Consider the following 19,133-nt stretch of genomic DNA (forward strand, 5'->3'; position numbering starts at 1 on the left):
TGAAGAATTGAAGGATTGAAGAATTGACCGCTGATGAATCCGGGGACTTGTGACCAAATTACTTTTGGTCGGAGTTGACAAGAACTCGCCGATCGCACTACTAGACCTCTTGCAAAAATCCTTTCATCAATTGATGGGACGGGCCGGAGAGCCCGTCCTAATTATTTTTGCAAGAGGTCTACTGCAAATTTGTTAACTTGGCTAAAACGGCGGCGAAGAGAGCGGGATCGATCGGCTTTGTTAAGTGTTCGTTGTAACCGGCGGCGATCGCCAGATCGCGGTCTTGTTCGCTAGCATAAGCTGTCAGCGCCACAGCCGGCAAGCGCTTGATTTTGTCGGATTCGGACGATCGCACTTTGCGGATCAGCGAGTACCCGTCCTCAACGGGCATACCGATATCGCTGACTAAAATATCCGGCGGCGACTGCTGCAAAATCTCGATCGCCTCCGCAGCCGAAGCAGCCGCAGTCGCAGTCGCCCCGCACTGTTCGAGTGAAACAATCAAAAACTGGCGGTTGTCGGGTTCGTCGTCAACTACCACCACCTTTAAACCAGCCAAAATACCCGGACGCACTGGATGGGATTTCCTTTCTCCTCTCAACTGCGGCTGCTGACTCCGACGCTTTTTGATCGGCAGTTTCACCGTAAATGTCGCACCCTTGTTTTTACCGGGACTTTCGGCAGTCACAGTGCCGCCGTGGAGTTCCACCAAGTGCCGGACGATGGCCAATCCCAGTCCCAAACCGCTGTCAGCCCTAGTAAGCGAGCCGTCTGCTTGTCGGAAGCGATCGAACACGTAGGGCAGAAACTCTTGGGAAATGCCCTTTCCGGTATCCCTGACAGTAATTTGCACGCAATTGGGAATTGGGAACTTTTGCTGAGGGTAGCCGAAGTCTTGGGAATTGGTAACAGCTAACGCAGATAAGTACACTTCCACAGTTCCTCCAGAAGGCGTAAATTTCACGGCGTTAGTCAGCAAATTCGACACTACCTGCTGCAACCTCTGGGCGTCGCCCCACATCAAGCCGACTTTGGGGTCAAATTCGGACGAAACGGTGACAGACTTGGCCTCGGCGGCGAAACGAACTGAATTCAGAGCCACCTCGATCGTCTTTCTCATGATGAACCAGCCAGGTTTCAGAGCCAGCTTGCCTTGAATAATCCGGGAAACATCAAGCAAATCTTCTACTACCTGTGTCTGCACCCTCGACTGACGCTCGATCGCTTCCAAACCGCAAGCTAAATCTTCTTCCGTGTACGGGCGCGTGCGCAGCCTCTGCGCCCAGCCCTGAATCACATTTAAAGGCGTGCGCAGTTCGTGGGAAAGAGTGGCTAGAAAGTCGTCTTTCAGGCGGTTGATCGCTTCTGCTTCGGCCCGCGCGGCCTGTTCGCGATCGAGCAACTGAGCGCGTTGGGCCTCGACTTGCTTGCGATCGCTGATGTCGGCGAAGATCGACATACAGTTGATGTTGCCGTTGCTGTCGCGGACTGGAGTTGCCCACAAACTGATGTCGAGCGAGCTGCCGTCTTTCCTTTGGCGCTGGGTTTCCATGTCGGCGATCGCGTTTCCTGCGCGAATTCTTTTCAAGTTCGCCGTGAATTCCTCCCGCTTGTCTGCGGGAACGTTGGGCGCGAATTGACCTACCGCCTCTGATTCTGACCAGCCAAAAATCCTCTCGGCGGCTGGATTCCACATTTTCACAGTCCCGTCGTCGGTACTCAAAACGGTGATTGCTAGGGGACAAGCGCCGATCAAGGCTTCCAAAGTTTGATTGATTTGGGATCGCGCGGCTTCTGCTTGTTTGCGATCGCTGATATCGACGTTCACCCCGATCGTCCGCCAAGGCAAACCGCGATCGTCCCGAAACACCTTAGCCCTGGAAGCAATCCAGCCCACGCTGTTGTCCGGGCGGCAAATGCGGAACTCAATATTTAATTCCTCCCCGGAAGCCCCTGCAGCTTTTACCTGCTGTTCGGTAACAGCGCGATCGTCTGGATGCAGCATTTGGGCCCAACTTTGATAGCTGTCTAAAGCGCCGGCCGGCAGCCCGTACAAAGCCTCTAACTCCGGCGTACACGCCAGCTCGTCGGTTTGGACGTTCCATTCAAAAGTTCCGATTTTGCCTGCTTGCTGAGCGATTTGCAGCCGTTCTTGATTTTTTTTGAGTTCTGCTTCCACCCGCGAGATTTCGGTCAAGTCGATGTAGAATGCGACGATCGTCTCTGGTTCGCGATCGTCCGGGCACAGGGTCGTCCCGCCCATCAGAATCGGCACGCGGCCGCCATCTTTGCGGATGTACTCTTTCTTGAAAGGAGTTGCGACTCCCTTAGCCCGCAGTTCCCCGGCCGCTTTGGCGTCGAGGTGCAGGTATTCGGGGGGGGTCATCCTGTCCCACCGCATTTGACCGGAGAGCAAGTCTGAACGGGTGTAGCCGACCATGTTGAGCAGGGATTGGTTGGCGTAGGCGATGCGGCCGCTAAAATCGCCGATCGCAACTCCGAAAATATTTGACTCGAACAGCCGCCGGAATATGGCTTCGCTTTGCTGCATTACTCGTTTTGCTTGGTTGCGATCGGTAATTTCGGCAACCACGGTGCTGACTCCCAGCAGTGTTCCCGATTCATCGTTCACGGGGTAAAAGCTGACTTCCCAATCCCGCAAAACTCCCGGCTGTTGCCCGGTTGCGCCCTTAATTTCCAAGTCGGTCGCGGGGGTTTGCGTCGCCAGCACTTGGCGGTAAATCGGCTCTAGAATATCGGCCATTTCGGGAATCACTTCTCTGACGGTGCGCCCGAGGTGATCTGCGATCGATCGGCCGTTGATGGCAGCGAGGCATTCGTTGATGCGGGTGTAGCGCAAATTGGTATCGAGAAAGCACAGCCCGACTGGTGTGGTGTTGTAAACTAAGTCGAGTTCTGCTAGTTGGCGGCGAATGCGTATTTCGTTTTCTCGGAGCTGGTTTTGGGCTTGTTTGCGATCGGTGATATCGAGCACGAATAATGCTCCTTTGTCTGTGGAGCCTTGCAAGGTGCCGCCCCCGATTAAAATTGGGAAGCGCGTGCCGTCAGACCGGATGAATTCTTTTTCATAAGGCGCGCAACTTCCTGATGCTAAAACTTGCGCGATGGCGGCGCGATCGATTTCTCCGTATTCCGGCGGCGTGATATCGACCCAGCGAATCCGTCCTGAAACTAAGTCTTCCCTCGTATATCCAATCATTTCCAGCAAGGCGTCGTTAGCTTCACTAATTCCGCCGTCGGCCTCCCAGAAGCCGATGCCGATCATTTTAGATTCTACCACGCTGCGGCAGCGCATTTCGCTTTCCCGCAAAGCTAATTCTGTTTGTTTGGCTGCGGTAATATCTGCGATAATTAGCCCGACTCCGATTATTTCTCCCCTTTCATTTTTAACGGGGTAGTAGTTGGCTACCCAGTAACCGAAACATCCCGATTTCCCATCAGGTTCGCCGCTCATTTCTAAGTTTAAAACAGGCTGGCAGGTTTCTAAAACTTGCTGAATAATCGGCGTAAATTTGGCTGCAGATTCTGGCAGCAATTGCCGGAAGTCTTGGCCGAGATGCTGTTCTATCGGCAAACCGTTGAGTTCTGCTAAGACTTGATTGATATGGATGAAGCGCATTTCGCGATCGAGAAAGCAAATCGCTAGGGGAGATGCTTCTAACAGCGCGTCAATTAAGGCGAAGGATTGCGATGTTTGAGATAGTGCTTGCTGCGCTTCTGTGTAAAGTCTGGCGTTGTCCAGGGCGATCGCCACGCGGTATGCTAAGTCTTCTAGCATTGCCATATCTTCTGCACTGTAGCGGCGGTCCAACTTCGAGGTAAAGCAAGTGATGGAACCCATGACGCGCCCGCGGGCCTTTAGCGGTACGCAAGCGTGAGATCCGATATTGAGCGATCGCAATATTTCCATTTCTGCTGCATTTTCGGCTCCTGCTGCTAGAATCTCCTCATCCACTTCGGCAATTAGTTGGGATTTTCCGCTGCGGATTACCAGCGGATAGCCGTTAACAGCATTGTCCGCGATCGGACTTCGGATGCTGAAGTTATTAATAGTCTCAACCGTAGAGGGTTCTGCGTGAGCCACAGCGACTAGACGCACTTTTGAGTCGGTTTCGGTCAAATGAATGCAGCACCCGTCGGCGATCGAATTTACTGCTAATTCTGCTACCTTTTGCAGCACCGCTTCCCCGTCAAATGCAGCAGCCAGAATTTTGCTGACTTCTGCTAAAAATGCCGAGCGCTGCTGTTCTATTTCCGCTTTTTCTCTCGCTGTTTGCTCGATTGTTAACTGCAATCTTTGAGTTTCTGCAAGTTTGAGTTCTGTGATATCGCGGGCGACAATTAATGCCGATTCTGGTACGCCATTTTTGTCAAATTCTGGAACTACGCGGCATTGATAAGTTCTGATGCCGTTGGTTGACAATGCCTGAAATTCGATAATTTCTTCTTGACCTGTTTCTAACACTTTGTGCAGGGTTTTATCCGAACTTTGGCACAGTTCCGGCGGCATTCCTATTTCTTGAATGGTTTTACCTAGGAAGAATGAAAATGGTTTCCCTTGGCTTGTTTCAACTGCTTTATTGACATAAATACAACGCAGTTCTTTGTCAATGCGAATAATGATATCTGGCGTATTTTCTAGCAGCGTTCTCAGTTGCTGTTCGCTGCTTGCCAAAGCTGCTTGCGCTTGTTGTCTTTCCGTGACATCTCTCACCGTACCCACGTATCCGATGAGTTCGCCGGAGTCGGAGAACATCCGCGAGGAACAAACGTTAATCCAGCGCACAATCCCCTCTGGTGTTTGCAGGCGATATTCGATCGCATATTCCCCACCTTCCCGAGTATAATCTAGCCATCGGGCCAATACGCGATCGCAGTCTTCCGGGTGAATGCAATTCTCCCAACCGTCTCCTAAAAGTTCTGCCAAACTCAACCCGCAAATAGCCTGACAGCGTGGGTTTGCATAGGTGTAGCGCCCCTCAAAATCTGCCATAAAAATCCCGGCCGGCGAACAGGAACTTAAACAGCGAAATCGTTCTTCTTGAGCTTGCAGCGCTTCTTTAGCTGCTGTCAGTTCTTCTGTGCGCTCTTTGACGCAGCTTTCTAGGTTAGCGTAGGATAAAGCCAGGGCTATTTCTGCTTCTTTGCGGTCAGTAATATCGATGCCAGTTGCTATTACATATTCTACCAAACCCTCGCTATTGATGCTCACAGTATTTGACCAAGAAATGAAGCGCTTGTCGCCGTTTTTGGTGCGCCAATAATTTTGATACTCGCTGTAAGATTGTTCCGTGCCGAGTTGGGTAAAAACTGTTTGAACTGGCTCTATTTCTTCCGGAATTAAAAACAAATCCCAAACATATTTATTGAGAACTTCTGATGTCGAGTAGCCTGTGGTTTTTTCGCAAGCTTGGTTGAAGCGAACAATCCGTCCTTCGCTGTCGAGAACTACAATCAAGCAAGCCGTCGTGTCAACTACTTTGGAAATAATATTGCGTTCTATTTCTAGTTCTTGTTCTGCCGACTTTAAGCCAGAATACCAAGCGCTAACCATTGCCACAGCAAAAAGTAAAATTGCAGGAGTTGCCTTGAGTGCCAACAGTAGCACAGTTGTCAGCAGTGTTGTCAGCAGTAATGCCGTGACGGCGCTAAATGTAGCAATGCTGTAAGATTTAATGGGTAAGGGCAAGACCTGAAAGCGACTCATTTTTGTTGACCTGTAGCGATGGCACACTCGCGCTAGTTCTTGTGCCGATAAAACAACATTGTTACAACTAATTATTTGTTTTTCTATATACAAACACATTAGTCTGGGCCTGTCATCTTCCCCGAGACATATTTGGCTGAGGAAGAAGCAAGAAATTCGCCAACGGATTGTTCAACAACTTTAACGGATTTAAGGGATTGATTTTGAGGGAAAAAGGAAGATTTTTCGCACTCTCTCACTCTCCGTCTTTCTCCAGTCGTCGAAACCAAGTAATTTATCTGTGCAGCAGCTTATTATGAATGAAAGGACAAATTGGATGGGCCGATTTCTGGGAGTAAATTAAAGTGAATCACAAGCTGGCAAAAATTATCGGATTATTTTTCGCAGCCGCCACCGTCTTCGGATTTATCGGTTACGCCCTTCAAAATCCTAACTCGGCGAGCAATTCAGCGATATCGATCGGCTTTCCCAATCTTACCATCGCGGCCGTCGGGGCGATCGACAACAAACGCGATCAAATTTATCTCAACGGAACGTGGCAATTTGTCCCCGCAGTTGGCAACCCCCAAAACCCCCCCGCCTCCCCAAGCTGGGGTTCCATCTGGGTACCCGGAGACTGGCAAGAAGAAAACAACGAATTCGTACCCGGAATCATCACTCGCGGCAGCGGCAAAGATTGGGAAAACTTCAACAGCAAACAACTCTCAAAAGCTTGGTACCAGCAAACAGCCAACATTCCCGACAACTGGAAAAACCGCCGCATCTTTATCGACTTAGCCAGAGTCAGCACAGATGCAGTCATCTTTGTCAACGGCATTAACTGCGGTCAAATCGAATGGCCTTACGGCAATGTTGACATTACCAAAGCAGCAAAACCAGGTCAAAATACCCTATCTATTTTAGTCGCGGCAGTATCCGACGAAAAAGACAAAGCCGTGATTATGGGCCCCACAGAAATCTACACAAAAAAATCCAACTTGCAATCGCGCGGAATCATCGGCGAAGTGCGACTTTTCAGCCTGCCCCCGGGTCCGCTAGTTAGCGACGTATTCGTCCAAACTTCCACTAGAAAAAAGCAAGTTAAATTAGATGTAGAACTCAAAGACGTTACCCAAAACGGTCAAATTCAACTCATCGCGCAAATGCTCGATGAAAAAGGCAAAGTCGAACAAAAATTTACAGGCACGGCCAGCGTTCAAGCTAAACCAATTCAAACAGTAAAATTGCAGTGGGACTGGCCAAATCCCCGCCTTTGGGATGCGGGTCAACCCAACCTTTACACCCTGCAATTAGAAGTAAAAGGCAGCGGCATTGACACGCAATACGACCAACCTTTCGGCTTCCGCGAATTTTGGATAGAAGGGCGCAAATTTTTCTTAAACGGAACAGAGTTTCGCCTCCGACCAACCTTGCACTCAGACATTTCTTGGGAAAGCGGCACAGTAGAAGTTGCTGACCAATTAATTAACGGCTACATTAAAGCAGGTTTTAATATAGTACAAACCTGGCCTTGGGATCACGACGAACGCGGTCGGTGGCACTTTCGAGAACTGTTTTCCGAAAGGGCAGACCTCAAAGGTTTTCCAATTATGACCCCGGCATTAGATATTACTTCTATCGCTTGGAACGGCAAATGGAAAAACCGCCAGTGGAGAGACCGCTGGAAAGTGCGAATGGCTACTGAAATGCGCCGCTACCGCAATCATCCATCAGTATTAATGTGGACGACAAGTCCTAATTTTTTCGGCAACGCTGACGACCAAAATCCCCGCCGCATCGGCAAAACCAAAGTAGAAGGAACTCTCAGTCAGTCGGAAAACGAGCGTTTGCGGGTCAACACTCCCCTAGGAAATGACGCTTTAGCTGCTATTAAATCCGCTGACCCCACCAGACCTGTGATGGTACACCAAGGCGCAAACTTCGGCGATGTTTATGCGCTGAATTCTTATTTAAATATGATTCCCTTGCAAGAGCGGGAAGAGTGGATTTCTGAGTGGAGCAAAACCGGGGAAATGCCCTACATGGTAGTCGAGTTTGGGACGCCGCTGTTCGCTACAATGATGCGAAACCGCCAAGGTTTCGATCCGGTGATTGTCAGCGAACCTTGGATGACTGAGTTTGCAGCAATTTATTTTGGCAAGCAGGCTTACGAGTTGGAAACTACCGCTTATAAAGCTAAAATTCGCGAGCAATTTGTCAAGGGTCAAGAGTATCAAAACTGGCATCTTAACAAGGAGTTAGATTTTGCACCAGCTTTTCAAAAGTTGCAGCAGTTATTCAGTACAAATACTTGGCGGAGTTGGCGGACTTTTGGAATGTCTGGCGGGATGATTCCTTGGAGTGACGGACACGGTTGGGAAGTTTCTGATGCTGGCAGAACTCGGGTGGATATTGGGGAATTTCAAGCTGGTCGCCGGGGCGTTTATTTGAAACAAGTCTCGAATAATCTTTTGAATTATTTGCAGCCAGAAGGTTACACTATTCATCCTGGGGGCGAGGCAATTATGAAGAATAATAGCTCGACTTTGGCTTGGATTGCTGGTGCTAGCCCGGTTTTTACTGCCAAAGATCGCAACTTTTGGGTGGGCGGAAAACTGGCAAAGCAAGTAGTGTTAATTAACGATACGCGGGCTGCGAAAGAATTTGCGTTTAATTGGCGGGTTTTGGTGGGGGGTAAAGAAGTCAAAAAAGGCGATAAAAAAGGGATTATCGACCCGGCAGGCACGCTGTTTTTTCCAATTGACGTAAAATTGCCAAATACCATTTCTAGCAAGACTGACGGCGAAATTCGCTTGACTGCGCGAGTGGGCGATCGCCCTCATTCTGATACATTTACTTTCCGGGTTTTTGCCAATCCAGCCAAAGTCAAGGATACGCTGACAATTTTCGATCCAGCGGGCAAAACATCGGCAATGTTAAAACAGTTAGGTCATCAGCTTGTGCCGTGGAACGGTTCGCAAGTTTCATCGCTATTAGTTATCGGTAGGGAAGCGTTTTCAACCGGGGAAAAATTGCCGGGAAGTTTAGAAAGTTTTGTGCGAAACGGCGGCAAAGCAATTGTGTTTCCTCAGCGCAGGGAATGGCTGGAAAATACGGGTTTCCGGGTTGCCGGTCACGTCGGCCGCCGCGCTTATCCAGTTGACAGCAACCATCCGGCAATTAGCGGTTTAGACAGTGAAGATTTGCGGGATTGGGTGGGGGAAAGCACCCTGGTTGAAGCTTATCCAGATACGATTCAAACTGCGCCGAGAATGAGTCCGGCAAATATGCCTTGGTACGGCTGGCATTGGGGAAATCGCGGCGGTGTCAGCAGCGCTTCTATTGAGAAGCCCCACCGCAGCGGTTGGCGGCCAATTTTGGAATCTGAGTTTGATTTAGCTTATTCGCCGCTGATGGAATTGGATTACGGAAAAGGGCGGCTGATTTTAAACGAGTTGGATTTGGAAGACCATTATTCTGTAGATGCTGGGGCGGCGCAGTTAGTGCAACAAATTGTGAGTTACGGGATGAATTCTCCGGTGGTTGGAAAGCCGGATAAAGTGGTTTTAATTGGGGGAGATGAAGATGCCCAAAAGTTGGACAGTTTGGGGGTAATTTATCAGCGGGCTAATTCGCTTTCTAATGATGTTGGTTTGGTGATTGTGGGGAGAGAAGCGAATCTGAAAGATGCAGATTTGCGCGGTTATTTGAATGCTGGCGGGAAGGCGTTTTTCTTGCCGCGTCAATTGCCTGCTGCGGGTTTGGGCGTGGGTTTGCAGCAAGCGCAGGATTTCGGAGGTTCGCTGGCGGTTCCGAGTTGGGATGAGGTGAAGGGGGTTAGTGCTTCAGATTTGCGATCGCGCTCTTTTTACGATACTTGGTTGATTAAGTCTGGGGGAGAAATCGGCGCTGACGGTTTGTTAAGTCGGGTAAAAGTTGGTAAGGGCGTGGCGATTTTTTCTCAAATTGAACCGGACAGTTTGAATGCTGATACTAAGACTTATTTGCGTTTTACTCGCTGGCGGCAAACTCGGGCAAATGCTCAGATTTTGGCTAATTTAGGGGCGAGTTTTAAGGCGGATAAATCTGTGTTTAACGGTTCGAGTCGGGAGTTTTATCACTGGGATTACAAGACGGATTTTGAGAATGGGGACGATCCTTATCGGTATTATCGATGGTAGGAAGAAGGAAGTTTAGCAACGGATTCTGTAACGGATGTAACGAATGTAACTGAGATGTTGCACCATTCTCAATTACTTGCTTAGGAACAGGCAAGATGCCTGTTCCACAAGAGATAAATTTTATTGTGGAACAGGCATCTTGCCTGTTCTTGACAATGGTGCAAGATGTGAGATGTAACGGATTGAAGGAAGAAGGAAGAAGGAATAATGTATGAGTATCCAGCAGTAATTTCATAGATTCCCTGTCCAAAATTCGTCTGGTAATGGTTCATCAAAATCGTCGCTTGTCCAGATCGATCCTGCGTGCAATCCCGCTGTACGCTGCTTAGGTGGGGATGCAATGGGTGCTAAACGGACAAGGGGAATGCCGCCTTCTGTGAGAACAACCTCTATGCCTTTAAGTGCTAGAGATAATAACTCTTTTAAATTTGTCTGTGCTTCTTGCACGTCAACTGTTTTTGTCAGCATTGCAGTTATCCAAGCTAGGGATTAAAAGTGCGATCGGACAGAGGTTAGCAATTTCTATCTTAAATTGCTGATTTTATTATACTGTTAAATATCACAGGTCAAAGTGTCGCCTGAAGCGGGGGTCTAATTTGTCGGTTTTCTTTTGGTTGCAGGTGCGGCAGAGGGTTTGCAGGTTGCTGATGTCGTTGCTGCCGCCGCGCGCTAGGGGGATGATATGATCGATCGACAGTTGGGTTTCTTGTTTGGTATGGCCGCAGCTTTGGCATTGGTATTTATTGCGGGTGAATACATATTTTCTGACTTCTGGGGGAATGAGGATTCTGGGGGTGTTAGTCATGATGATTTTTAACCGCAGATGAACGCGAATTAACGCGGATGTTTTATTGATTAGCTGGGTGAGTTTTCTTGATTGAGAAGTTGGCGGCGCAAATCGTCAAGGGGGGATTCGGGTTTGCTAGTTTCTGATTCGTTGTTTTCTGGTGTTTCTTCTACTTCTGGTTCGTCTGGGCAAAATTCTACAATGACTCTGATTTTAACTTTACCTTTTTGCCAGCCTTTAGCCCCTATTTTTAAGGTTTCACAGTCTATACCGCTACCAAGCCATTTTTGTTGAACTCTACACCTTAACTGCGTATCATATTTAGTGGTATTGATTTGTAATCCTTGAGTTTTGAATGCCTCCTCAAGTGCAGATTCTAGCTGAAGAGAAATTGCTGAGTTCATTACTTGCCTAAGCCTACCTACTTTGAACATCGTAGAGTCAAAGGAACAAACATCATCATCTTCGTAATTTTCTAGAAAAATATGTTGTTGCATATTTATGATTGATTTTTTCAAAATACTCTATTAACGATTATCGGGTATTGCCTTATTTTTGGCAAGAACCGGGCGAATAGAATTCGCGTCTACACAAACAATGTCCGCCTGCGCGGACTAAGAATGTTTTCAACCCGCGAAGGCGGGTTTTGTCTGTGTAGGCGCGATTTCCAATCGCCGTAATTCCGATCGCCAAAATTGCAATCATTCACCATCCGCCGAAACGCTATCATTTTGTCCAATTACCGGCAACAAATGCTCGTGCAACTTCATCGCCTGCAAACAACTATTAATTCCCGAAACCGCCCGATCGTACTTTTCGATCTTTTCTTCATTCTCCGCTTGCAGTCGCTGGTTGCGGGCAATTTTCTCCTCCGCCTCCTGTGCCAAAGTTTGCTCCAAATAATCGCGGGCTTGATTGTATTTCTGCAAAATGTCATCAGCTTGCTTTTGGGCCATCGGCAACAAATGATCTTTCAGCGTCTTATTAACAGTTTGCCGGAAAGTTTGTCGAATTGTTTTCGAGACTTTTGGCTCGAAATCTAGTCGCAACAATTGCCGAATTGCGGGTTGGGCTTCTACCATGTTTTCGCAGTCGTAACCTTGAGATGTTTGCTGCAATGTTTGCCGGAATTGATAAATCGAAAATGTGTCTTCGTCGTAAAAACGGGGGCTTTCTCGCACGTAGCGATCACACTCAACGCCCGCCGCATTTACCAAAGCATCCGAAACCCGCTTTGATAACTCCTCTAACTGCTGTTCAATTCCCCCGTCGTTACCCAACAACCGATAAAGTAATCGATAGTATTCAGATTTGCGAACGCTGTCTTTTAAATACTGGAAAAAATTGGCAACCAGTGACTTAGTAGCCTCTACTAAAATATCTTCTAACTGATTGGCTAAATAGTAAAGAGCCTCAACTAAAACAGCAATTAAAGGTGCTGTCGCATTGCGGGGATGAGTCAGCACAGTGCGGCCGTAAGCTGCCTCAACCGAAAAGCTATCTAGCAATTCATCCAAGCGCCGGATCATCCGAGATTGCAGTTGCCGAAAGTCGGTGTCAAAAATATCGCATTTATTCATAATCATTTCATTGATTTCTGTGGCGATATGTTCCCGAAAATCCTGTCCGACTTGCTGCAATTCTTGATTTAAGCGTAAAAGTTCCTGTGCTTTCATCGCCTCAATTTCGCGGGGCTGGCTGTCCAAATTCCGCTGAATTGTTTGGTAGTGTTTCCGCAGTTGAATGCACAAGTCTTCCAAGTCGTCGGCGAGATTTTTGAACAGTTGCGGGCGTTTTTCTTCTGTGAGGTAGCGGGTGATGGCTGTGCGAAAATCTTCGATGCCGCTATCTTGAATTAATTGCTCGATTAACGGTTTTCCTTGTTCTGCAAGAATCCGCACGTAGTTTTCATTTGGTGTTTCGTAGCTGTTAACTGAAATCCTAAATTTGCTGGGAGAAAGTTTGCCAGAATTCGCGCAGTAGCGGTTAAATTCGCTGATAAATTGCGGAGTTTCTTCACTCTTATCGATAAAATCTGAATCTAACTTAAGATCTAAATCAACCCGCCCCTGACTTGCGGCAAATATTGTATCTAAACCAAAGCGATCGCGCGCTGTGCTACTTTTAATCAAACTGCCGTAAAATCCCAACAATCCGCTAGTTTTGTAAACTCTAGCAGTATCGCGAAAGTCGGAATTAATCAGATTTTCTAAGCGCTGTCGCAGTTGAGTGTTGTACCAAGTTTCGTCGATGCGGTTGAAAATGTAAAAAAGTCGATCGCGAATTCCTGGATTTCCCCGTGTCTTTTCCATCAACTCGGTTTCTTCCGTCGTCATTTCCCCAGACGAAGCTGCTTTCAAAACGCAGACAACCGCCGAAGTATCAGGGCTTTCAATCTTATCATAAGTCAATTCTGCATCCCGCTGCACCGGCGCATCAATTCCCGGCGTATCGATAATAATATTCCCATCTTGTAGCAAGGGATGATAACAGTAATATTCAACTCGCTTAAGTACAGCACTGTTACTACCGCGACGGGCATAACTAGCAGCTTCCTTGAGATTGGAAAAGTTAAACTGTTCCATCGAGTAGGTAGCGTTTTCGAGAGTTTGGATGCGATCGCGATTTGCCTCAAAACCTTCTAATAGCAGCATCAAAGCCTTAGCTTTTTTGGCTGCCTCGGATTTATTTTCGCCGCCTTCCCTTTCAATAATTATGTTACATCCCTGAGACAACAGCGACAATACATCTGTTTGATTAATATTAATTTCAGTAGCTAAACCTAACTGATGGCAAAGCACAGCAGCTTGCTGGCTAATCTCAAATTCACTCAAAAAAGTGAGGACAACGCGCTCTTTTTCCGGCTCAGCAAAGGCGATATAACATTCAGTACCAGTCGCGTGTCCTTCAGCACTGTAGAGCAATTCTCGCTCCAGCAAAGCATTAATTAGCATCGATTTTCCCGCACTGAAAGCGCCAGCAAACACAATTTCAAACTCAGGAGAAATTGCCTTTTTCAGAGAAGCTTGTACCGCCGTGATATCTTGTTGTCGCAAAGACGATTCCTGACGCAGCAGTTGCACTAAAGAATCAACTTGCTCTTGCAGATTTGTGCATTGAGGGGGCATTTGAGTCATGGCTGCAGACTGCTCCTGATTGTGGGAAAATTACCTTGTTGTTAATTCTCTGCTAGTTCAGGAATAATCACAACAGTAATTTTACTTATGCGAGCCAGGATTGCTGAAAGTACGATCGGCTATTCTGCGGGTAAATCTTGTGTTTGCAGCCAAGCTGTTAAATCTGAGATGTCGTTAAAATTTAACAAGGCTTCTCCTAAGTTTTCCAATTGGTCGATCGACAATTCCCCGATTTGAGTTTGAACTTCGGGAGTGACAGCACCTACACGACGTTCCAACAGACGAACAATCAGTGCTATTTGTCCTACTTTGATTCCTTCTTCTCTTCCTTCTTCTCTTCCTTCTTCTCTGCCTTTTTCTGTTCCTATTTGCACTGCTTTAGAGATTGCACCTCGCCGATCTTGGATATAAATCTCCTGTTTTAGCAAGTCACTTAACTCGTCACGATTCAAATTAGCTCTACTTGCTATTGCAAATGCTTTATTGATTTCTGGTACAACTTGCATTGTTTCAGGTACTGTGTTTAAGTCTCTGGCAGTTTTGAGAAAATAAAGCCATTTGTCGGTCAAAGTTTCTAACTCCTCCAGACTTTTTTTAAACTTGGGTAATTCAACAAAAACTAATTCGATATCGTAAATAGGATAATCACTTAAAAACTCTCTTTCTTTCAGAACAAACCGCGAAGTTACTTTGTCAAAATCCTCAAACATCTCAAAATCAGTGATTGTCAAGGCAATCACTGGATTTAACATTACATATCGATCTGCTGTTTCTAATTGGGTGGAATAAGCTTTAGCTGCATTGTACAAAATTCGCTTTTCAAAAGCCTCTACGTTCAAAACCTGCATCTCGATAATGACAGTTGTGCCGTCATTTAAGTTGGCTCTAATATCTAAGTAAGTATCCTTAAGACCTCGAATTAGCGGTAATGAATAAGGATCGACGATTTCTAAACTTTCGATGGTGGGCTGATTGTCATACAGCAAGGCATTCAAAAAACTCATGAGAATGTCTTTGCTATTTTCCGAACCGAAGATTTTTTTGAAAGCAAAATCAGTTTTAGGATTGATAAATGTCATCATATGGGTAATGGGTAATTTCTCTGTCGTGTTGTTGGTTGTTGGTCAGGTGTGCAGTGCCAACCCTACAATTAATTATACAGACAAATCCTGGCGTGGTTTAAAAGTCTCAATCTGCCGCAACTTTTCGTATAATTCCCGTTCCTCGTCGCTAATTTCCTTGGGAATTAACACCTGAATTTCTACCAATTGATCGCCCCGATCGCCATTTCCGGTCGGATAGCCCTTGTTAGCCAGCCGCAACCGCTTTCCAGAGGTTACTCCAGGCGGCAATTTCATCTTTACCAAGCCGTCCAGCGTCGGCACTTCAATATCTCCACCCAACACCGCTTCGCTGGGAGTTAGCGGCAATTCGCAGCAAACATCCGACATTTCCAATCGAAAAAATGGATGGGGAGAAACCGTGATTTTCAAATATAAATCTCCGCCGCCTATACCTTGATTTCGCAAGCGAATCCGCTGCCCTGATACCATAGCAGGAGGCAGATTTACCTCGATCGCTCGCCCGTCTTCCAAACGAATTCGCTCGGTTCCCCCGGCATAAGCTTTTTCCAAGCGCAAAGTCAGCCTCGCGTCAATATCTCTTCTGATTTCGCGATCGTCCATTTCTCTAACTTCCCTTCTGATTTCGCGATCGACTGTTTCCCGTCGCATTTCGCGATCGACTGTTTCCCGTCGCATTTCGCGATCGTCCAAATCCCTTCTAGCAGGGCGAGAATTAGCAACATAACTCGTTTTCTTAGAAGCCGTACTCCACGGTTCAGAGGAGGCAAAGCCCGGTGCATCATTCGCTGTCGCCATCCTCACTTCCCGGCGTCTTCCTAGCACTTGATCGAGAAATTTATTAAAATCAGAGTAATCGCTAAAATCGACATCTTCGCCCGGTTTTTTACGGCTAGTTTTACTGTTTCCCCAAGTTTTAAAATTGGGAAGCCGCACCCCTTGCTTGCCTTGAAATCCCTTTTGTTTCCAGAATTTACTAAATTGGTCGTATTGAGTTCGCTTGTCGATGTCGGAAAGAATATCGTAAGCTTCATTAATATCCTTAAACCTATCTTCAGCAGATTTATCCCCCGGATTCACGTCAGGGTGCAACTGTCTCGCCAGCCGTCGATAGGCTTTCTTAATCTCATCAGCCGAAGCATCTCTGGGAACTCCCAGAATTTGATAGTAATTGCGAAAGTTCTGCATAGTTGGAGAAGGAAGAAGGAAGAAGGATGAAGGAAGAAGGAAGAAGGATGAGGGAAGAAGGAAGAACGATGAAGGAAGAAGGAAGAACGATGAAGGAAGAAGGATGATGTTTTATCCTTGTAGTCTGTTGATTGTACTGACAATTAATCGTGTGAGTTCATCTGCTTCTTTGATAACTGGTGAGATTTTTTCTGGTGCTGCTAACCCCACTCTTTCAGAAATCACTAGATGAGTATCCAGTTCTCTGAGCGAACCGAGAGCTATTCGCAAATATCGAATATACTCTTGTCTAGTAAAACGCCCATATCCCTCCGCAATGTTAGCTGGTATTGATACAGATGCACGGCGAATTTGACTGGTAATACCATAAAGTTCAGACGAATGAAAAGATTTAGTTAATTCGTAGCAAAGTTGACAAAGATAAATACCCCGCTGCCAGACGTATTGTTCTCTATGGGTCATACAACATAATTTTCTCCTTACTTATCATAGTAATCTTTATCTAATTCAAAGAAGTCTAGTCTAGGAGAGGAGAAAGAAAGGAGCTGAGAAGAATTAGGAAAAGAGCCGTCACAAATTCTCTGCTGAAATTCCGCTATTTTCCTTCTTCCTTTTTACCTCTTCCTTCTTCCTTCTTCCTTCAATTAGAGCCAATCATCATCATCATCCCAATCGTCGCTTTGATTTTGATAAGGGCGAGTTGGGCGATTAGCACTGCTTCTGCGCTCGCCCATTCGATCGTATGAACGATCGTATGAACGATCGTATGAACGATCGGGAATTGGATCGACAGTCGATCGCCTGTACGGCTTAGGATTGGTATAATAGCTGCTTTCATCGCTGCGCCGCTTGGTACCGTCGCCCGTAAAAGTCCGCTTCACAGACTCAAAGAAATCGTCATCATCGTCATCCATCGCAAACGCGGAAACTTCCCGGCTCAAATCGTAAAGAGCATCCTGCAAATCCGATCCAACTTGGTCAACTCCCCGCTCGTCGTTGCGTTCCAAACTGTCTCGCAATTCCCGAATTAAAGTTTCAATTCGCTGGCGGGTTCTTTGAGCAAACTGCATTCCGCGATCGAGCGCAACTTCCCGCAACTGCCGCTCGGCTTGATAAGCTAAAGCTTCAGCGCGATTGCGTTTTTCTACCTTTTCTCGCTGCAACTTATCAGCTTGAGCATACTGTTCGGCATCGCGAATCATTTGATTCACTTCCTGCTGAGTCAGCGTCGAAGCACCTTGCACAGTAATGCTTTGTTCCCGGCCGGTAGTTTTGTCCAAAGCAGTCACCAACAGCATCCCGTTAGCATCAATATCAAAAGCTACTTGTACCTGCGGAATTCCCCGCGGTGCCGGCGGAATTCCAGTTAGTTTAAACCGTCCCAAAGACTTATTATCTCTGCCTAATTCCCGTTCCCCTTGAATTACGTGAATTTCTACCACAGTTTGGTTGTTTTCAGCAGTAGAAAAAATGTCCGATCGCCTGACGGGAATAGTAGTATTCCGAGGAATCAGTTTTTTCATCACCCCGCCGATCGTTTCCAAACCCAGCGACAGCGGCGTCACGTCCAACAGCAGCACATCGCGGACATCGCCACCCAAAATCCCCGCTTGAATTGCCGCACCCACCGCCACGACTTCATCGGGATTGACATTTTGATTCGGTTCTCTATCAATCAAGTTGCGAACAACTTCCTGCACCAAAGGAATGCGAGTCGAACCGCCGACTAACACCACTTCATCAATGCGAGAAGGACTCAAATTTGCATCGGCTAAAGCTTGTTTCACCGGCCGGCGCAGCCGCTGCACCAAATCTGTGCACAGCCCCTCAAATTGACCGCGAGTCAGCCGCGTTTCCAGATGCAAAGGCCCGTCTTCATTCGCATCGATAAACGGCAAATTAATCTCCGTGACACCGACTCCCGACAGCTCAATCTTGGCTTTTTCTGCCGCTTCGATCAGGCGCTGCAAAGCTTGGCGGTTCCGTCGCAAATCAATTCCTTCTTTTTCTAAGAATTGATCTGCCAACCAATCAACAATTTTGGAGTCAAAATCATTGCCGCCCAATTGAGTATCGCCGCTAGTTGCTTTAACTTCAAATACTCCATCTCCCACGTCTAAAATCGACACATCAAAAGTACCGCCGCCCAAATCAAACACTAAAATAGTTTGACTTTCTCGCCTCTCCAAACCATAAGCCAAAGAAGCCGCTGTCGGCTCATTTAAAATCCGCTTGACTTCAAGTCCGGCAATTCGTCCCGCATCCCGCGTCGCCTGTCGCTGCGAATCGTTGAAATAAGCGGGAACAGTAATTACAGCCCCCGTTACCTCTTGTCCGAGATAGCGGCTGGCTTCATCGGCCAGTTTCCGCAAAACCATCGCCGAAATTTCCTCTGGGGCAAAATCTTTTTTCAGGCGGGGACACTTGACTTTGATGTTCCCGTTTTCGTCGCGGCGAGTTGTGTAAGGGACGCGCTTCGATTCAGGAGTCAGTTCGGTATATTTGCGTCCGATGTACCGCTTGACGGCGTAAAACGTGTTTTGGGGGTTGAGAACAGTCTGGCGTCTGGCCATCTGTCCCACAAGGCGTTCTCCTTCCTTTGTGAAAGCGACTACCGAGGGAGTTGTCCGCATCCCTTCTGCATTGGCAATCACAACCGGTTTGCCGCCTTCCATGACGGCTACTACTGAGTTTGTTGTTCCGAGGTCAATGCCAACTACTTTACCCATGCGTCAGTTGTCTCCTGTGGCGTTGTGTGTAGCCTTTTCAATATAAGCGTTAAGTATGATTGCATTTATTGTACCGCGTCGAGAAGCGGGGGCTGCGGGGGGATTGCCTCACCTGCGGCTGAGGTTGCTGGGGTTGGCTGGGTGCGCGCGGCGGGTTGCGGGCGCGTGTAGGTGGAATTTGCGTTAACCCGGATCGGCATTATGTGTTGGGTTTCGTTGTACTGGCCCAACCTATGCTGTTTAAACGGGTCTTCTGGGTTTGCGGTGATAAGAAAGACTAATTAGAAAAGCAAGCTAATAGTCGATCTCGAAAATTGTCAAA

Annotated in this window: 11 protein-coding genes; 2 read left to right on the forward strand and 9 right to left on the reverse strand. The window is 47.3% G+C overall.

The window, feature by feature from the left end; translation table 11 throughout:
• Positions 1–178: 178 nt before the first annotated feature.
• Positions 179–5,728 (reverse strand): PAS domain S-box protein, encoded by a 5,550-nt coding sequence (locus tag QUA99_RS26515; protein ID WP_333242533.1) that lies wholly within the window; start codon positions 5,726–5,728, stop codon positions 179–181.
• 344 nt (positions 5,729–6,072) lie between these two features.
• On the opposite strand from QUA99_RS26515, the gene QUA99_RS26520 reads away from it, so the two are divergent.
• Positions 6,073–9,888, forward strand: coding sequence for a sugar-binding domain-containing protein (locus QUA99_RS26520; RefSeq protein WP_333242530.1), 3,816 nt, complete (start codon positions 6,073–6,075; stop codon positions 9,886–9,888).
• 231 nt (positions 9,889–10,119) lie between these two features.
• Here the strand turns inward: QUA99_RS26520 and QUA99_RS26525 are convergent, their stop codons facing one another.
• From QUA99_RS26525 to dnaK, 8 genes are all read right to left on the reverse strand, one after another.
• Positions 10,120–10,356 (reverse strand): toxin-antitoxin (TA) system antitoxin, encoded by a 237-nt coding sequence (locus QUA99_RS26525; RefSeq protein ID WP_333242527.1) that lies wholly within the window; start codon positions 10,354–10,356, stop codon positions 10,120–10,122.
• A gap of 91 nt (positions 10,357–10,447) precedes the next feature.
• Complete coding sequence (locus QUA99_RS26530; protein WP_333242524.1) at positions 10,448–10,693, reverse strand: HNH endonuclease; 246 nt, start codon at positions 10,691–10,693, stop codon at positions 10,448–10,450.
• A gap of 50 nt (positions 10,694–10,743) precedes the next feature.
• Positions 10,744–11,172 carry a KGK domain-containing protein gene (locus QUA99_RS26535; RefSeq protein WP_333242522.1) on the reverse strand — a complete coding sequence of 143 codons (429 nt, stop codon included), beginning with the start codon at positions 11,170–11,172 and terminating at the stop codon, positions 10,744–10,746.
• 204 nt (positions 11,173–11,376) lie between these two features.
• Positions 11,377–13,812 carry a dynamin-like GTPase family protein gene (locus QUA99_RS26540; RefSeq protein ID WP_333242519.1) on the reverse strand — a complete coding sequence of 812 codons (2,436 nt, stop codon included), beginning with the start codon at positions 13,810–13,812 and terminating at the stop codon, positions 11,377–11,379.
• Between the two features lie 119 nt (positions 13,813–13,931).
• Positions 13,932–14,891, reverse strand: coding sequence for an Rpn family recombination-promoting nuclease/putative transposase (locus QUA99_RS26545; RefSeq protein WP_445251043.1), 960 nt, complete (start codon positions 14,889–14,891; stop codon positions 13,932–13,934).
• A gap of 75 nt (positions 14,892–14,966) precedes the next feature.
• Positions 14,967–16,082, reverse strand: a complete 1,116-nt coding sequence (locus QUA99_RS26550; RefSeq protein WP_333242514.1) for a J domain-containing protein — start codon at positions 16,080–16,082, stop codon at positions 14,967–14,969.
• Positions 16,083–16,193: 111 nt separating this feature from the next.
• Entirely contained in the window at positions 16,194–16,544 is a 351-nt protein-coding gene (locus QUA99_RS26555) for a four helix bundle protein (protein ID WP_333242511.1), read from the reverse strand.
• A 182-nt stretch (positions 16,545–16,726) separates the two neighbouring features.
• Positions 16,727–18,811, reverse strand: coding sequence for a molecular chaperone DnaK (gene dnaK, locus QUA99_RS26560; protein ID WP_333242508.1), 2,085 nt, complete (start codon positions 18,809–18,811; stop codon positions 16,727–16,729).
• A 55-nt stretch (positions 18,812–18,866) separates the two neighbouring features.
• On the opposite strand from dnaK, the gene QUA99_RS26565 reads away from it, so the two are divergent.
• Positions 18,867–18,998, forward strand: a complete 132-nt coding sequence (locus QUA99_RS26565) for a hypothetical protein (RefSeq protein WP_333242505.1) — start codon at positions 18,867–18,869, stop codon at positions 18,996–18,998.
• The last annotated feature ends 135 nt before the right edge of the window (positions 18,999–19,133 follow it).

Source organism: Microcoleus sp. F10-B2 (assembly GCF_036704965.1).
Taxonomy (GTDB): Bacteria; Cyanobacteriota; Cyanobacteriia; order Cyanobacteriales; family Microcoleaceae; genus Microcoleus.